This window comes from Pedobacter fastidiosus (genome assembly GCF_014306625.1).
Taxonomy (GTDB): domain Bacteria; phylum Bacteroidota; class Bacteroidia; order Sphingobacteriales; family Sphingobacteriaceae; genus Pedobacter; species Pedobacter fastidiosus.
Window position 1 is genome coordinate 132,517 of sequence record NZ_JACRYL010000002.1, and the last position, 15,945, is coordinate 148,461.

Consider the following 15,945-nt stretch of genomic DNA (forward strand, 5'->3'; position numbering starts at 1 on the left):
TGAAATATTAGTCAAATAGACGTAACAATCATGCTTAATTAAACCCAATTATTTTCTATTTTGCTTTTATCTCTTCAACCACTCTCCCACACTCTAGCATATTTTTTCCGTAATAAGGATTTTTAATCTCCTTTTCTGTTGATAACCAATCTCCCCCATCACCTTTATTTGCCATTGGGCAATGCTGAACGTAAATGGTTCCGGTAGATACATCTGTATTTTTAAATAAAGCGATTAAATCTGCACTCAAAACTGTAAAATCTTTTCTTTGAGATTTTAAATCAGCAACTGATGAGATTTTCTTAGCCACATCCGCCGTCATTTCGCAACCTTTATAATCAGCTAAACTTGTTTGTAAAGAAGAAGCTGATTTTTGTACTCCGGCAGAATCAGATTTTACAAGGGCATTTTTAAGATCGATATACTGTGCAAAAATTACTCCTGCTTTTTCATTTTTTAAGGACACTGTATTTACAGCAACCGAATCTTTAATAGTTGAATCTTTTGATACTACTGATTTTTTCTCTGCTTGATTGCAGGCCATTAAAGTAGCTAGTATGGCGATTCCGAATATTCGTTTCATGCTATTTGGTTTTGTGCTCAAAATAGCAATTAAAATATTAAAACAATAAAAAAAGCCCTACAAATTGCAGGGCTTTCAAAATATATGATGATTAAATTATAGTTTGAAGTTATAAGCTATTCTTAAAGCGTATTGACCAGTTTGTCTGAAATATGTTGTCGATCCACTATCGTTAACATATCCTTCATATCTTACACCAAGATCTAATCCATTGTTCCACTCATAACCGAAACCGCCTGTGTAAATAAAATTAGTTTTTGCGCCATCTTGAATTGCAATACCTGCACCGGCCTCAGTTGCTATGTACATTCTTTTAATCGCAAAAACTTTAACACCACCTTTAACTGGAATAAAATCTGGATCTAAAGAATTATTTTTACCCATTAGTTTTGTGTAACCACCAGAAGCTGTAATAGCAACATCTTTTGTTAAGTCCCATTGTAATTTCAAATCAGCGCCATAAGCGTAATCCATTGGAGATTTGTCTCTAAACAAACCACCACTAATTCCTACTCCAACTTTAAATCCCATTCCACTATCCATCATTGTAGAAGTAGTAGACATTGTTTCAGTGGTTTGTGCCTTTAAATTAGTTGCTGTAAATAATGCAAGTGCAGCTAAAGAAGTTGCAAAAATTTTAGTAATTGTTTTCATGTTAAGATAATTTAAGTTATTAATTAAGGGTTTTGCTATATATACGAAAGAATATACAGAATGGATTTTTTAGTTTTCATTTTTTTCAGAATGTTTTATAACTAAAAAATCCCCCAAGTTATTGGAGGATTTTGGTATTCAAGTAAAGAGTTCTTACAAACTGAAACCGTAAGCTAAACGAAGACCGAAAAATCCAGTACTCGTACTGTTTTTAGCAAGTCCTTCATATTTAACACCTAAATCTAAGCCATTACTCCAAGCATAACCAATAGCAGGAGAATATACAAATGATGTTCCTGAACCTTCTTTAGTTCCGAAGCCAGCACCAAGCTCAGCTAAACCATATACTCCAGCTCCAGAATCGTTAAAGAAATACTTAACACCGGCCTTAACGGGAATATAACCATAACTAGGGAAATCAATGCCTGTATTCCCAATTTCTTTTCCACTTAAATGTGTATATCCTGCGGTGATTGGAATAGATAATTGTTTATCGATATCAAATTGGTAACGTAAATCTGCACCGAGAGCTACACTATATGCATCGCTAGTTGGTATGCCAGCAGTAATTCCTACTCCTAATTTTGATTGTGCATTTGCATTTGTAGTAATAAATAGTGCTACAACAGCTGCTGAAGTAGCAAGAATTTTAGTAATTGTTTTCATTTTAAATATATTATTTTTTGAGTTAACTAATATACTGCCACAATTACAAAACCTGTGCCAAAAGGCCTTTTTAAGCAGCTTTTCACGTATAAATATGTCAAACCAAGCTCATAAAATATTATAAATTTTAATCTAAAACTTTTTCAATTATTTCGTGTTTTAAGAGGTTAAGATTTTCCGATGCATCAAGCCAATTAATTATAACCCCATCTTTTTCCATCTTTCTAAAAAAGGTATTCTGTCGCTTTGCATATTGGCAAATTGCAATCCCGAGTTTTAATTTTAGTTCGTCAAAATTCAGATTACCACCTAGATAGTTAACAATAAACTTATATTCTAAACCATAAAAAATTAAAGTTTCTGCTGATACACCATTATCAAGCAATTGTTCAACCTCTTGGATCATTCCATCTGACAGCCTTTTTTCTAAACGATCTATAATTTTAGCTCTAGTTACCTCAATCTGATTCTTAAGTCCAAAAATTATAGGTTTTAAAATTGGTCTTTCTGGGACTTCGATAGAATTGTGTTTCAAAAACGCTACAATTTCAATTGCTCTTATTAATCTTTTTTTAGAGGACAGATCAAACTTATCTATATTAGTACACTCAGAATGAAGTTTTACAATTAATTCTTCTTTTGATAGAGGCTCAAGATTATTTCTTAAGTCTTCATTCGCGGGAACCGCAGTATAAGGTTGATTTTGCAATAAGCTATGAATGTACATTCCCGTACCGCCACATAAAATCGGGATTCTTCCTCTTTTAGTAATACTTTCAAAGGCATCAAAAAAATCATTCTTGAAAGCATCTACATGATATCGTTCTCCAGGTTCGAGTATGTTTATTAAATGATAAGGAATGGATTTATCGCCAATTTGGTATTCAGCTAAATCCTTCCCAGTACCAAGATCCATTTGCTTAAATATTTGCCTGCTATCTGCACTGATAATTTCACCATCTAAATCGTTGGCCAAAGTTACGGCCAGTTTGGTTTTCCCAGACGCTGTTGCCCCTAAAATTATAATTAGATTATGATCGGTCATGCTAAAACTTCAATAAATATTTTAAGCTTCCAGTATTGAAAACTGAAGTGTCATTTTCTTGCTGTAGATTCTTTATTAATTCACGATCAAGGCTTTCATTTAATGTAAAAAACTGCGGTGCTAAAGAATCCGTCTGCTTAAAGCCTAATTTTATATAAGCCTCTCCTGCCGACCAGTCTTTATCTGCATAAGTCATGATATCATTAGGCTTATATAAGTCATAAAAAGCAGAAATTAATTTGCTTAATCCGCCCGTTACTGAAAAACCAGCCCTAACAGCAAAGCGAATGAGCTCGGCAGATTTATAATTTTCGGTGTGATTCATTCTTCTCAAAGCCGAAAATGTAGCAACTGCAACCAATTCATCGTTAAGGAATAATCCTAATTTATAGCGACTGCTTACATAGCCTTGTAGGTGGTTTGTATTGATAAAGCATTCGGCAACTGGTTTGGTTAACTTTTCTATTTTGGTTTTTCTTCCGTGAATTTTAGTATTTAATCCAATAATAGATTTTAACCGGGCCAAAACCTGTATCTTTTTTGTTAACCAAACATCTTCCCATAAATGAATAAGCTTTAGGTTTTTAAGGGAATAGTTTTGTTGAAGATTAATAAGAGTTTCTGGACTTGAAGGAGTGTTGAGATTAATTAGATTAATAATGAGGCCATTGATATTAATAAATTGAAATCCATCTTTTTCTTCATAAACGGAATGAATTCCATTTTCATTTATCGCTAATAGAACCTCATTATGCCAATTTTTAAGCTGATAAGTTTTTTTAGAAATGGAATTCTTCAATCACAGTTAATTTTGTACAGGTTTGAGAAATATCAAAGCTGGCACAAATTTAATCAACAGGATATTAAATCCACTCTTTTTCTTTAAAGTTGTTGTGAACAATTTCAATCAGAACTTCAATTTCTTTAAGCTTTTCATCATCCAATTCTGAAATTGATAGCCCAGAGTTATCATCCCCAAAGCTTTGCAAATCCTGATTATTCGCATTAAATTCAGAAGTATTTAGCTTAATCTCTACGCTACTTCCATTAATATAAATGCCTGCAAAAAAGCGTTCTGTAATTTTTTCACCTTTTACCTCAATATTTTTTTCGCTATATAAATCATAACCATTCTCTGAGTTTTCATGAACAGTATATCCGCGAGTAGCATAAGGTTGTAGTCCAGCCCTAATGGTTTGAAAAATTTCTACAAGGTCTGTTTTCATAGTTGGAGTTTGCATATATAATTAAACACAGCAACCCAACTATTGTTTAAATTTTTGTTAATCTAGCCACCACTTTTGAACAGGCTTATTTTGATTTAAAATAATGGTTTCACCTAGTTTTGGCGTAACGATTGGGAAGTTCTGTTTCTCTGCCTCAGCAACAACTCTAGAAATTGGTTCATCCCAAGTATGCATAGCCAAACTGAATTTCCCCCAATGCACTGGCATTAAAACTTTTGCTTTTAAATCCTTTGCGGCCTCAACTACTTCTTCTGGAAACATATGAATATAAGGCCAATAGGCATTATATTGTCCACATTCCAATAGCGCTAAATCGAATGGACCATGCGCTTCACCTATCGATTTAAAGTGGGTATCGTATCCAGAATCTCCACCTAAAAAAAGTTTATATTGATCAGTTTTCAGCACAAATGCCGACCAAGCTGTTTGGTTTCTTTTAAACTTGCGTCCGGTAAAATGCCTTGCAGGCAAAGCAGTAAAATTTAAACCATCAGCCAACGAAATTGACTGATTCCAAGTAAGCTCATTAATTTTGTTTGCTGATATTCCCCATTTTTCCAAATGAGAACCAACGCCTAAAGAGGTTACAATCTGCGTGGCTTCTGGTGCAATTTTTAAAATACTTTGGTAATCCAAATGATCGTAATGATCATGAGTAATCAGTAAAACATCGATATTTTTAAAATCAGACGCTTTTATAACCTCAGTTCCTGGAAACGCCTTACTCCCAATAAACGAAAATGGTGATGGCGTTCTACTAAAAATGGGATCAACTAAAATCCTTTGTCCATTAATTTTAATTAGATAAGATGAATGACCAAACCAAATTATTTCAGGTTCATCACTAATTTGCTTTTCTTTTAACGCTGGAGTAATAAATTCGAGTGGTTTCGTTGGAATTCGATTTGGATGCTTTTCGAAAAGAAATGCACGCAAAACTTTAAAAAAACTAACTCCTTCTGGCTGCATCGGAGTTATCGATAAATTTTGAATTGCGCCATCACGATAGTTTGGCAACTGTTTAATTTTATTTAGCCTTTCACCATTTGGTAAAGTTCCAAAAACAGGAAGATTGGTTACAATAAAAAATATCGCGACAAGCGCCATGAGAATATAAATAGCTAACATTTATTAAAAAATTTTAGCCAATGTACGAATACAAAATTTATTAAACTGTTAGCCAAATATCCTTTTTAGCTGGATATTCTTAACTATTAAAAAAAGATCAAGAACAAAGGTTACGGTAAATTTTATACCTTTATACGGGTTTAAAACATTATAGCTTAGATAACTTACTGTTTTGCAGTTTAGAATTTATTCTTTACGGCATGGTTAATTCCAAAACCTTTAACGGGAAGTGGTACGAACACTTCTCGTTTTTTTATGCCCTAACCCTTGTTCTTAATCTTTGATAAGCCATTTGGAGTTGATTTTTTATAGTCTGTTCTGAAAGCGAAAGTCCAGTTGCAATTTGTTTTATTGAAAGTTCTTCCTCTTTTTTTAAGTTATAAATCTCTTTCATTCTGGGTGGCATCCTTTCAATTTCTCTGTTTATAATATGCTTTAGTTCTTTTTCAATAATGATATTTTGAGCATTTGAGTCGGATACGATTCCAAATGAAGACAGGCTGATGATGTAGCGAGAACGGACCTCGTCTTTTTCGTAAAACTTTAAAGTTTTATTTTTTAGAATAGCATACAAATAAGCCAGAACACTTTCCTTAGGATTTATTGTGTCCAATTTATCCCAAAAAGATATAAATGAATCTTGAACCAAATCTTGCACCATGCTTTTGCATTGACCTTTCTTTACAGCATGCTGATAAAGAGTGTTCCAATATGCATTAAAAACCATTTGAATAGCTTTGTGCTTATCGCATTTTACAAGTTTAAAAAATTCAGTTTCCAGCGTATTCTTCATACAGTAATTTTAAAATACCCTTTAATTAAAAGGCCATTTAACTATTAATTATTGGGGAGTTTTCATTCCAAACTATAATATCAAACGCACTTAATTTTCTCCAATTATGCTCGTTTTATTCATCGAATCTATATATATTTATATATTGCGCCGAAGAAACAAGCTAAAAAAAACACGCAAACGTTTGATTAAGCTAATAAACTACCCCTACTAAAAATTTTATATTGTTTTAATAATTAAAATGCAATCGAAACCCACAACGATAAAGGAAATCGCCAAAATTTTAAATATTTCTCCATCTAGTGTTTCTAGAGGTTTACACGATCATCCAAGTATTGGTGCCGTTACCAGAGAAAAAATTAAGCAATTGGCCAAATCGCTCAATTATGAACCAAATAATACAGCGATTCTTTTTCAGAAAGGGAAAACCTATACTATCGGTGTAATTTTACCTGAACTTTCTGAACATTTTTTTTCTACAGCCATTTCTGCAATTGAAGATGAGCTTTTAAAGAAAAACTATACTGTAATTTTTGCTCAATCTCACGATAGTTACGAACAAGAAGTTAGATTAGTAGAAAAGATGAAAAACCAACGTGTTGATGGACTCTTAGTTTCCATCAGTAAGGATACTTCTAAGTTTGATCACTTTGAAAAACTCAGCTCTTTTAATATTCCAGTTGTATTTTTTGATCGGATTCCACCTTTTAAAAATGTGCACTACGTAGCTTGTAGTATAGAAAATGCAACAATCAAAGCAGTAAATTTCCTGTTAAAAAAGGGTCATAGAACTATTGCAATGATTAATGGACCAACCACTTTATTTGCGAGTAACGAGCGTAAAGATGGTTATATGCAAGCCATTACCTTTAACCGTTTAAAGTACGATCCATCGTTAATTGTTAATTGCGATTTAACTGAACAAGGCACTATTGATGCTGCAAATCAATTTATAAATCATAAAAGAAAACCAACTGCCATTGTTGCTTTTAATGATTATTTGGCACTTTTTTTAATAAAATATCTAAAAAAATTAAATATTATTCAAGATTTTGATTTGGTGAGCTATGCCAATTTACCCATCATTAGCTATATCGATAACTCTCCCATTGCGTCGGTTGAGCAATATCCATATTTGCAAGGACAAAAAGCTGCAAACATTTTGCTCGATTTAATAAATGCACCTAACGCAGAAAACCAAGCCTATTACAATACAATTGTAGAATCGGATTTGGTTATAAACGAAGACAAATAATTTTAAATCAAACGTTTGCGCTAAGTTTCTTTATTCCTCTTTAAGCTACTGGGTAAAATATTATATTGTTTTTTAAAGGCTACAATAAAATGTTGCGCATTTTTATATCCAACCAGAAAAGAAACCTCTCCAACGGTCTTTTTTTCTATAGATAATAATTGATGCGCCTTATCCATTCTAAGTTTGTATAGATAGCCAAATACCGTATTTCCTGTTATTTCCTTAAACCCCTTTTTAAGTTTGTAATCATTAATCCCAACCTTTCGTGATAACTCGATCAACGAACTTGGCGATTGTAAATCGTCTTCAATTAATTTTTTAGCCAACAAAATTTTCTTAATGTCATCCGCTTTTAAGGAAATTATTGCTCTTGATTCCTTTTTATTAATAAACTGAATAACCAGTTCGAAAATTTTCGATTCTATAAATAATCGCTTAATTCTTCCCTCATATTGGTGATTAATTAGGCTATGCAGAATTAACGCTATTTCAGGAGAAATGTAAATCTCTTTAAATGATGAAAGGTTTGGATCGAATTCTTTATTGGTAATTTTAAAGAAATAAGCTTGAGTAAGCTGGATAAAAACACATTTAACCTCTTCATGAACTCGAAAGATAACTTGATTCATTTTACCTAAACTCACATCTTGTTGATCTTTACCTATAGATAGAAATCGTTTTTTATGCAGATCAAAATATTCAGCTTCTCCCTCTAAACAGAACAGAAACCCAATATGATTTTGGCTTAATTCAAACTTAAACTCAGTTAAACTTGCACAACTAATTTTTACAATACTGATGTGAATACCCTCAAACCACTTTTCCTTAATATTTATACTATAATCTTCTTCTACTAAATGGGCTTGATGTTCATCTATATCATTTCCACCATTAAAATTTCCAGGGTAAGTATTTTCAAACAAAATCTTTTTTGTGGTATGGTCCGAGAGTTTAATTTCCATAATTATTAATCCGTTTAACGGCATAAATTATCCGTTTGGCGTTATCTGCATAATCTGATTATCTACAAATTTGCATAATTATTTATAATTAGTCTAAATAAATGAAGATATATTTATCAATTGCTTTATCACTTTGTACAATTTTGGCTGTTGCACAAGAAATTAAAGTGGATACCACGAGGGCAAAAGATTTGAAAGATGTTGTTATCACCGGTCAGTTTAGCCCGCAAACTTTAAAAAATTCTGTTTACAATGTTCGAACAATAAGTGCAGAAAAAATAAGTTTGAGGGCAGCCACAAGTGTTCAACAAGTATTAAGTACAGAACTTGGATTTCGTTTTAGCAACGACTTAATGCTTAGTACATCCGATATTCAATTGATGGGAATGACAGGCAGAAATGTTAAAATTCTTTTGGATGGAGTTCCGATGGTTGATCGTTCTGATACGCGAGAAAGTTTAAATCAAATCGATATTAACACGGTTGAGCGGATTGAAATTGTAGAAGGGCCAATGTCTGTCGTTTACGGAACCGATGCTTTGGCAGGCGTAATCAATATCATTACTAAAAATGCAGGTAAATCTTTATTAAACATCAGTGCTCGGGTTCAAGAAGAAACCGTTGGCAATGAATATGAAGCTATCAGCGGAAAGGGTTCTCACATACAAAATCTAAGTGCAAGCTGGCAGAACAGGGGTTGGAGTGTTTTAGCCGGATTTACACACAATGATTTTGGGGGCTGGAATATAGGCTCAAGTACCACGCCTAGAGAGGAGGTTGATGCAGAAATAGCTGCAGGAAATAGATGGAAACCAAAAGAACAATGGTTGGGCAATACCAAAATTGGTTACAGAAATGCAAAATTTAACATCTGGTATCGCCTAGATGGTTTAGAGGAAACGATTGATAGTAGAGGTGGAATGAATACCCTAAACTATAAGGCGGTATTTCAAACCTACAAAACCAACAGATCTACCAATCAGCTTCAATCAGAATGGAATTTGAATGATAGGTTACAATTAATAGCGATAGCTGGATATACCAATTTAAAAAGGGCTACCAAAACTGTAAATCACGATTTTACTACGAATATTGAAACCTTAAGTACTGAGCTAGGCACTCAAGATGTTGCTAAATTTAATGCTTCAATTTTTAGAGCCACCGTACTTTATAAATTGAATAATATGGTTTCTTTTCAACCAGGTTTTGAGTTTAATCGCGATGCTGCAAGTGGCGCAAGGATTAGTGGATCACCATCAATTAATGATTATGCATTATTTATTTCTTCGGAAATTAAGCCTGCAAAGGGAATAAACATCAGGACAGGGTTAAGGTTTATCAAAAACTCAGTTTATGATGCACCTCCAATTATCCCATCTTTAAATACAAAATTTAGTCTAAATGATGATTTAGATTTTCGAATGGCTTATGCAAGAGGATTCAGATCTCCAGCATTGAGAGAACTTTATTATGATTTTGTAGATGCGAGTCATAACATTTTTGGCAACCCAAACTTAAAGGCAGAAGAATCAAACAGTTTTAATGGTTCGTTGGCTTGGGCTGGAATTCATAGCCAAGAATTACAATTTCGCTCTACCCTAGCCGGATTTTACAACCAGTTTAAAAACAGGATAACTTTCGCACAATCTGCAACTGATGCTTCAGTTACCACATTAATTAATGTTTTAAACTACAAAACGCTTGGCGGTACATTAGATAACACCTTCATTTATAAAAACTTAAACGCTAATGTTGGCATTTCCTATATCGGAAGGTATAATGATTTATTAGAAACTGATGCCACCCTCGATATTCCAGAATTTAGTTGGGCTCCAGAACTTACTGCAAACTTGAGCTACTCTTTCCCTAAAATAAATGGCAATATCAGTTTATTTTATAAATACACAGGGAACTTACCAAACTATCAATCTACTACGTTAAGCGGCGTACAAACTTTAAAACTTACTGAAATTGGTTCATTTCACCTAGCAGATTTAATGCTTAACAAGAACATCTATAAATATATAACCTTAAATGCAGGTATAAAAAACCTATTAAATGTAACCAAATTAACCAATACATCAACAGCAAGTGGTGGCGCACATAGCACAGGAGGTTCTGCTGTGCCATTTAGCTATGGAAGATCTTATGTTTTTGGATTGATTTTCAATTGGAATAAAAATTAATAACAGATAAAAATTAAATACTTAAAATTTAAAAAATGAATAAATTAAACTCAATTACTGCGATCGCATTGTTAATGTTCACTTTTAGCTCTTGTAAGAAAGATACTGAGGAACCTATAATTGTTGTTCCGCCAAGCGATGGCAGCACCCTAACCCTAAGTGGAAAAACCACTGAATCTAATTATGCAAATATTGTGTTTGCGGATTTTAGTACAGACAAACAAAGCGCTGTTGATAGAAAAAGTTTCAACTTTGGCTTAACTTCTGACAGCAGATTTAGAGTTGTACTCAATGCATCTTATCAAACAACGGCTGCAGCAACATCTAAAACAGATATTACAACCGTAACAGTAGCCGATCCTGGAACGGTGGTAAACTTGAATCACGACATAAGCGACCCTCTTACTGTTTCATTGGTTGATTATTGGGATGGTGACATTACAAAAACGGCATTTGCAGAAGTAAGCGCTACAGATGCTGAAAATAAAGTTTATGTAATCAGTTTCGAAGGTAGTAAGGATAAAGACAAATGGTTTAAAGTTAAGATTACTCGTAATGGAACTGGTTATAAAGTTCAGTATGCAAGACTGAATGAAACCACTATTAAAACTTTAGATGTAACTAAAAACGCAGATTATAACTTGGTTTTCGTTTCATTAGAAAACAATAAAACAGTTTTGGCGGAACCCGTTAAAGCTGGATGGGATATCTCTTGGAGTTACAGCACTTATAATTCTGGATTAGGCTCGCCTTATTGGTTTCAAGATTTTATTTCTATTAATAATTTAGCTGGAGTTTCTGCTGCAGAAGTTGTTGCTACAACTACACTAACTTATACGAGTTTTGCTGAAACCAATATAACTGGCTTAACCTTTCTTACTACAAGAGATGCTATTGGTAGCAAATGGAGAGTAACAACCGGAACAGGTATTAAAACAGATCGTTTTTATGTTGTTAAAGATATTGCTGGAAATGTTTACAAGCTCAGGTTTATAAGTATGGGTGTAGGAAGTGATGGTGGAGAACGTGGTAAGCCTGTTTTCGAATATAAATTAATTAAAAAGGGATAAAGGTTTTCTCTCTTTCTAATTTTAGATAATATGTTTTGTTAGTTGGATAAATGCCTTTCGCGATGGAAGGCTTTATCTTTTAAAGGGTTTTTTACAATCTTTTCTTTTAGAGCGGATGTAGCCAGCTCCCAATTTTTCTTTGGGGCTACAGCAAAAAACGGGATATCAAATCCCTAAGAATTACAATGCCGCTCATTTTAAAAATCTATTTAGGATTACAAATCGTGGTTAATTTTAATCCGTAATTAGGATTTAAAGGTTCATTAGTTTGTGCCAAGCGCTGAGAACCTGTATTTGCTGGACAAGCTATATCTCCAGCAGCATCATAAATAATTTTGGTTCCACTTGCAATTAATTCTTTCGGCACATAAACCTGCACTTTCGTAATTGAATAGCCTGAAGGGAAATAACGAATATAATAACCATCAGGATGTTTGGTCCAAATACCGCTGGGAACATCACTTCTTGGTGGCGCCATACCAGCTATAATCGCATATTTTTCCATGTCAGCGTAAGTGTAATTTCCTGAGGCTACAAGTTGGCGAATGTTATTTTCGGCCTCAAAAACAGCCTTAATTCCTGAGGGAAGTTGATCTTTAGCTTTCTCCATTACATCGAATGGTAAAACGCCTAATGCACCACCTTCTAATTGTGTAAGTTGTTTGGTGGTTAATAATTGTATTGCTGTTAATTTAACCTGACCAGAGTAATCGGCAAATTTTGTTCTGGCAATAATTGTCCACAATAAAACTTGAATATCGTGTTGTTCTACATCTGGATGCTTTTCGGCACTCTTTAAAATAGAGATTACAATTTCTTCTTTCGGGCCCAAAACAGGCGCAAACATATAACCATCTCCTTTTGATGGTGCAAAAGTTCCTGCTTTAAGGCAGTAACTTTTATTTGTCATTTCGTACAAACCCGCACAAAGTACAAAACCACCATCCGGATTTTTAGGTAATAAATACAAAGGTTGTGCCTTCTCTTTTGCCTTAAAATCTGGCATCATCTCCCCTTCTCTATTCACATCTTCAAAAGCTGTAGTAATTGCGGCTGGTTGCTTTAATAATTTATCTACCCCTAAAGCTTTGGCGCCTTGTGATGCGCCGACTTTCAATAATTTATCTTTCAATCCACCAAATTGAGCATGGACAGTAGAAATGCCAAGCAGAAATAGTAATGTGATGCAAGCTGATTTTACGTTTTTCATAGTTAATTAAGATTAGATAGGTATCACAAACTTAAAATTTTTAAGATTAATTCTTTATTAAATAAACAAAATAAGTTTACTGAGCAAAATTACAAATTTGATTTACAGATAGTTATTTGTTTTTCAAAATATAATTTTGTTGTTTGAAATATATTTCAGACATTTGGAATATTATTTGGTGAAAGCTAAATAAAAGTCAATCTTCACAGGTTGATTTATAAAGAAGTGGCGAGAGACTGGCTCTGTGACCCACTGGCAACCCTCAGAAAGAGAAGGTGCCAATTCCTGACCAGATAACATGGTGTTATTTGGAGATATAAATTATTAACTTGATGAAAACATTAAATCTTCAATCGCTAAGCGAACCTAGTTTGAACCTTAAAAAGGTAGAAAATTCTGTTTCTATTATTTGTTGCCCTGCACAAGCCATTTGCTGTATGTGCTGTTGCATGCAATAACTTCAAAAATCTTCCTTTTTTGTTTTTCAAATTGGAAGGTCCCGATAAATCGGGATACGCCCTGCACTATTTTTTTGATTTTCAGCTTTATGATTTTCTTTAAAATTCTGAATTATTCATTCAACCATCACTTCATTCAATCTTTAAAAAAATGTCAACTTCATATAAATTTGAAACCTTACAATTACACGCTGGTCAGGAAATAGATCCAACAACTGGTTCTAGAGCAGTTCCAATCTATCAAACCACTTCTTACGGATTTAAAAATGCCGAACACGGTGCTAATTTATTTGCCTTAAAAGAGTTTGGAAATATCTACACTAGGATTATGAATCCAACCAACGATGTTTTTGAAAAGCGTATTGCAGCATTAGAAGGCGGAGTTTCGGCATTGGCGGTAGCATCAGGTCAGGCGGCACAATTTATCGCATTAAATAATATTCTAGAGGTGGGTGATAGCATTGTTTCATCTTCCCATATTTATGGTGGAACCTACAATCAATTTAAGGTTGCATTTAAACGTTTGGGCATTCACGTCGATTTTGCAAACCCAGATGTTCCTGAAGAATTTGAACAAAAAATTACAGAGAAAACAAAAGCAATCTATTTAGAAACCATTGGCAATCCGGCGTTTAGCATTCCAGATTTCGAAAAAATTGCTGCGATTGCGAAAAAGCATGATTTGCCTTTCATAGTTGATAATACTTTTGGGGCTGGCGGTTATTTATTTAAGCCTTTAGAGCATGGAGCAAATATCGTTGTAGAATCTGCTACAAAATGGATTGGCGGACATGGAACAAGTATTGGTGGCGTTATCGTAGATGGCGGAAATTACAATTGGGGCAATGGAAAATTCCCTCAATTTACAGAACCATCAGAAGGATACCATGGCTTAGTTTTTAATGATGTTTTTGGAATTGGAGGTCCTTTCGGTAATATTCAATTTATAATACGTGCTCGTGTTGAAGGATTAAGAGATTTAGGTCCTGCGCTTTCACCATTCAACTCTTTTTTATTGCTTCAGGGTTTGGAAACTTTATCACTTCGTGTTCAACGCCATGTGGATAATGCTTTGGAATTGGCTACTTGGTTAGAGAATCATCCTTTGGTTAAAGAAGTTCATTATCCTGGTTTAGCGAGCAGTAAATATAATAATCTAGCAAAAAAATATCTTAGTAACGGATTCGGCGCAGTGCTTTCATTTGAATTAATTGGAAGCAAGGAAAATGCGACTCAAGTAATTGATAGCTTAAAATTGGTTTCTCACTTAGCCAATGTTGGCGATGCAAAAACTTTAATTATTCAGCCATCGGCAACTACGCACCAGCAGTTAAGCGAAACGGAGCAATTGGCTGCTGGCGTTAAACCAAATGCTTTGCGAGTTTCTGTTGGCATAGAGCATATTGATGATATTAAGGCAGATTTTGAACAGGCATTTGCCACAATTGGCTCTGCTAGCAACGCTTAATATTTTTCGATCCGAGATTTAACAACAATATAATTTAGAATGAGCACAGTATCCACATATAGTTATCCCAAACAATTTAAATTAGAGAACGGAAAAAAAATACGTAACCTTCAAATTGCATATCAAACTTATGGCAGGCTAAATGCTAAAAAAGATAATGTAATTTGGGTTTGCCATGCCCTAACGGCTAATTCAGATGTATTTGAATGGTGGGAAGGATTATTTGGTCAGAATTCACTATTTAACCCGAATGATCATTTTATTATTTGTGCCAATGTTATAGGTTCAAATTACGGAACAACTAGCCCTTTAAGCACCAATCCAGTTACAGGCTTACCATATTATTTGGCTTTTCCACAGTTTACCATTCGCGATTTCGTTTCTGCACATCAACTTTTAGCAACCCATTTAGGTATTGATCATATTAAGGTTTTAATTGGTGGTTCTCTAGGTGGTCAACAAGCAGTTGAGTGGAGTATTTCTGAGCCGAATAAAATTGAAAATTTAATTTTAGTTGCCACAAATGCAGCTCATTCTCCATGGGGAATTGCATTTAATGAAAGTCAGCGATTGGCGATAACCTCCGATCGTACTTTTTTTGCGAACAAACCAAATGGAGGTAGTAAAGGCTTAAAAGTGGCACGGAGTATAGCGCTTTTAAGTTACAGAACTTACAGTGCTTATGGAAATACACAAGTTGAAAGCGTTAATGATAAAACAGACAATTTCAGGGCATCTTCCTATCAGAATTATCAAGGCGAAAAATTAATAAATCGCTTTAATGCTTACAGTTATTATTATTTAACCAAAGCAATGGATAGCCATAACGTAGGTAGAAACCGTAAAAGCATTGCCGATGCTTTAAGACTTATTAAAGCAAATACTTTGGTAATCGGAATTGAAAATGATGTTTTATTTCCACTTTCAGAACAGAAATATTTGGCAGATCACATTCACGGAGCCGAATTCTGTGCTTTGCATTCTGATTATGGTCATGATGGTTTCTTAATCGAAACTAATGCCTTAACTAACATCATCGGAAATTTTATAAAGGAAAGCAGTAATAAAAAGATCATTCAACTTCAGCATACAGCGTAAAGTTTAAGGTATAAAGTATTACTAAAAGATTAATTAACCACAGATAAAAAGGATGAACACGGATAGAAATTCAAATTTTTATCTATTTATTCGATCAGTGGTAAAACAAAATAAAAACATAA

General features: G+C 33.9%; 15 protein-coding genes and 1 riboswitch. Of the genes, 5 read left to right on the forward strand and 10 right to left on the reverse strand.

Annotation, left to right across the window (positions count from 1 at the left end; all coding sequences use genetic code 11):
* Positions 1-55 precede the first annotated feature (55 nt).
* The 8 genes from H7U22_RS02660 to H7U22_RS02695 all read right to left on the reverse strand — a co-directional run bounded on the left by H7U22_RS02660 (position 56) and on the right by H7U22_RS02695 (position 6,116).
* Entirely contained in the window at positions 56-583 is a 528-nt protein-coding gene (locus H7U22_RS02660; protein WP_187069794.1) for a DUF3347 domain-containing protein, read from the reverse strand.
* Between the two features lie 96 nt (positions 584-679).
* On the reverse strand, positions 680-1,237 hold the full coding sequence (locus tag H7U22_RS02665; RefSeq protein WP_187069795.1) for a hypothetical protein: 558 nt from the start codon (positions 1,235-1,237) through the stop codon (positions 680-682).
* Between the two features lie 153 nt (positions 1,238-1,390).
* On the reverse strand, positions 1,391-1,903 hold the full coding sequence (locus H7U22_RS02670) for an outer membrane beta-barrel protein (RefSeq protein ID WP_187069796.1): 513 nt from the start codon (positions 1,901-1,903) through the stop codon (positions 1,391-1,393).
* A gap of 127 nt (positions 1,904-2,030) precedes the next feature.
* Positions 2,031-2,948 (reverse strand): tRNA (adenosine(37)-N6)-dimethylallyltransferase MiaA, encoded by a 918-nt coding sequence (gene miaA / locus H7U22_RS02675; protein ID WP_187069797.1) that lies wholly within the window; start codon positions 2,946-2,948, stop codon positions 2,031-2,033.
* A gap of 1 nt (position 2,949) precedes the next feature.
* Positions 2,950-3,747, reverse strand: a complete 798-nt coding sequence (locus tag H7U22_RS02680) for a hypothetical protein (protein ID WP_187069798.1) — start codon at positions 3,745-3,747, stop codon at positions 2,950-2,952.
* Between the two features lie 64 nt (positions 3,748-3,811).
* Positions 3,812-4,174 (reverse strand): hypothetical protein, encoded by a 363-nt coding sequence (locus H7U22_RS02685; protein WP_187069799.1) that lies wholly within the window; start codon positions 4,172-4,174, stop codon positions 3,812-3,814.
* Positions 4,175-4,231: 57 nt separating this feature from the next.
* Positions 4,232-5,323, reverse strand: a complete 1,092-nt coding sequence (locus H7U22_RS02690) for an MBL fold metallo-hydrolase (RefSeq protein WP_187069800.1) — start codon at positions 5,321-5,323, stop codon at positions 4,232-4,234.
* Between the two features lie 253 nt (positions 5,324-5,576).
* Complete coding sequence (locus tag H7U22_RS02695) at positions 5,577-6,116, reverse strand: RNA polymerase sigma factor (RefSeq protein WP_187069801.1); 540 nt, start codon at positions 6,114-6,116, stop codon at positions 5,577-5,579.
* A 241-nt stretch (positions 6,117-6,357) separates the two neighbouring features.
* Here H7U22_RS02695 and H7U22_RS02700 point away from each other — a divergent pair, with 241 nt between their 5' ends.
* A complete protein-coding gene (locus tag H7U22_RS02700; RefSeq protein ID WP_187069802.1) occupies positions 6,358-7,371 on the forward strand; it encodes a LacI family DNA-binding transcriptional regulator in 1,014 nt (337 codons plus the stop codon).
* A 20-nt stretch (positions 7,372-7,391) separates the two neighbouring features.
* On the opposite strand, the gene H7U22_RS02705 is transcribed toward H7U22_RS02700, so the two are convergent.
* Positions 7,392-8,333 carry a helix-turn-helix domain-containing protein gene (locus H7U22_RS02705; RefSeq protein ID WP_187069803.1) on the reverse strand — a complete coding sequence of 314 codons (942 nt, stop codon included), beginning with the start codon at positions 8,331-8,333 and terminating at the stop codon, positions 7,392-7,394.
* 101 nt (positions 8,334-8,434) lie between these two features.
* Here H7U22_RS02705 and H7U22_RS02710 point away from each other — a divergent pair, with 101 nt between their 5' ends.
* Positions 8,435-10,519 carry a TonB-dependent receptor plug domain-containing protein gene (locus H7U22_RS02710; RefSeq protein ID WP_187069804.1) on the forward strand — a complete coding sequence of 695 codons (2,085 nt, stop codon included), beginning with the start codon at positions 8,435-8,437 and terminating at the stop codon, positions 10,517-10,519.
* A gap of 35 nt (positions 10,520-10,554) precedes the next feature.
* The gene (locus H7U22_RS02715; RefSeq protein ID WP_187069805.1) at positions 10,555-11,589 is read left to right on the forward strand and encodes an HmuY family protein; all 1,035 of its coding nucleotides are present in this window, start codon (positions 10,555-10,557) and stop codon (positions 11,587-11,589) included.
* Between the two features lie 205 nt (positions 11,590-11,794).
* On the opposite strand, the gene H7U22_RS02720 is transcribed toward H7U22_RS02715, so the two are convergent.
* Positions 11,795-12,799, reverse strand: a complete 1,005-nt coding sequence (locus tag H7U22_RS02720) for a hypothetical protein (protein ID WP_187069806.1) — start codon at positions 12,797-12,799, stop codon at positions 11,795-11,797.
* A 212-nt stretch (positions 12,800-13,011) separates the two neighbouring features.
* A riboswitch (SAM riboswitch) is annotated at positions 13,012-13,122 on the forward strand.
* A gap of 286 nt (positions 13,123-13,408) precedes the next feature.
* Between H7U22_RS02720 and H7U22_RS02725 the strand changes: the two genes are divergently transcribed.
* The gene (locus H7U22_RS02725; RefSeq protein WP_187069807.1) at positions 13,409-14,725 is read left to right on the forward strand and encodes an O-acetylhomoserine aminocarboxypropyltransferase/cysteine synthase family protein; all 1,317 of its coding nucleotides are present in this window, start codon (positions 13,409-13,411) and stop codon (positions 14,723-14,725) included.
* Positions 14,726-14,764: 39 nt separating this feature from the next.
* Positions 14,765-15,823 carry a homoserine O-acetyltransferase family protein gene (locus H7U22_RS02730; RefSeq protein WP_187069808.1) on the forward strand — a complete coding sequence of 353 codons (1,059 nt, stop codon included), beginning with the start codon at positions 14,765-14,767 and terminating at the stop codon, positions 15,821-15,823.
* The last annotated feature ends 122 nt before the right edge of the window (positions 15,824-15,945 follow it).

Excerpts from the sequence above, each read along its gene's own strand:
- H7U22_RS02710 (WP_187069804.1), top strand. The coding sequence starts at position 8,435 with ATGAAGATATATTTATCAATTGCTTTATCACTTTGTACAATTTTGGCT.
- miaA (WP_187069797.1), bottom strand. The coding sequence starts at position 2,948 with ATGACCGATCATAATCTAATTATAATTTTAGGGGCAACAGCGTCTGGG.
- H7U22_RS02720 (WP_187069806.1), bottom strand. The coding sequence starts at position 12,799 with ATGAAAAACGTAAAATCAGCTTGCATCACATTACTATTTCTGCTTGGC.
- H7U22_RS02690 (WP_187069800.1), bottom strand. The coding sequence starts at position 5,323 with ATGTTAGCTATTTATATTCTCATGGCGCTTGTCGCGATATTTTTTATT.
- H7U22_RS02730 (WP_187069808.1), top strand. The coding sequence starts at position 14,765 with ATGAGCACAGTATCCACATATAGTTATCCCAAACAATTTAAATTAGAG.
- H7U22_RS02695 (WP_187069801.1), bottom strand. The coding sequence starts at position 6,116 with ATGAAGAATACGCTGGAAACTGAATTTTTTAAACTTGTAAAATGCGAT.
- H7U22_RS02670 (WP_187069796.1), bottom strand. The coding sequence starts at position 1,903 with ATGAAAACAATTACTAAAATTCTTGCTACTTCAGCAGCTGTTGTAGCA.
- H7U22_RS02660 (WP_187069794.1), bottom strand. The coding sequence starts at position 583 with ATGAAACGAATATTCGGAATCGCCATACTAGCTACTTTAATGGCCTGC.
- H7U22_RS02715 (WP_187069805.1), top strand. The coding sequence starts at position 10,555 with ATGAATAAATTAAACTCAATTACTGCGATCGCATTGTTAATGTTCACT.
- H7U22_RS02700 (WP_187069802.1), top strand. The coding sequence starts at position 6,358 with ATGCAATCGAAACCCACAACGATAAAGGAAATCGCCAAAATTTTAAAT.
- H7U22_RS02705 (WP_187069803.1), bottom strand. The coding sequence starts at position 8,333 with ATGGAAATTAAACTCTCGGACCATACCACAAAAAAGATTTTGTTTGAA.
- H7U22_RS02685 (WP_187069799.1), bottom strand. The coding sequence starts at position 4,174 with ATGAAAACAGACCTTGTAGAAATTTTTCAAACCATTAGGGCTGGACTA.
- H7U22_RS02665 (WP_187069795.1), bottom strand. The coding sequence starts at position 1,237 with ATGAAAACAATTACTAAAATTTTTGCAACTTCTTTAGCTGCACTTGCA.
- H7U22_RS02725 (WP_187069807.1), top strand. The coding sequence starts at position 13,409 with ATGTCAACTTCATATAAATTTGAAACCTTACAATTACACGCTGGTCAG.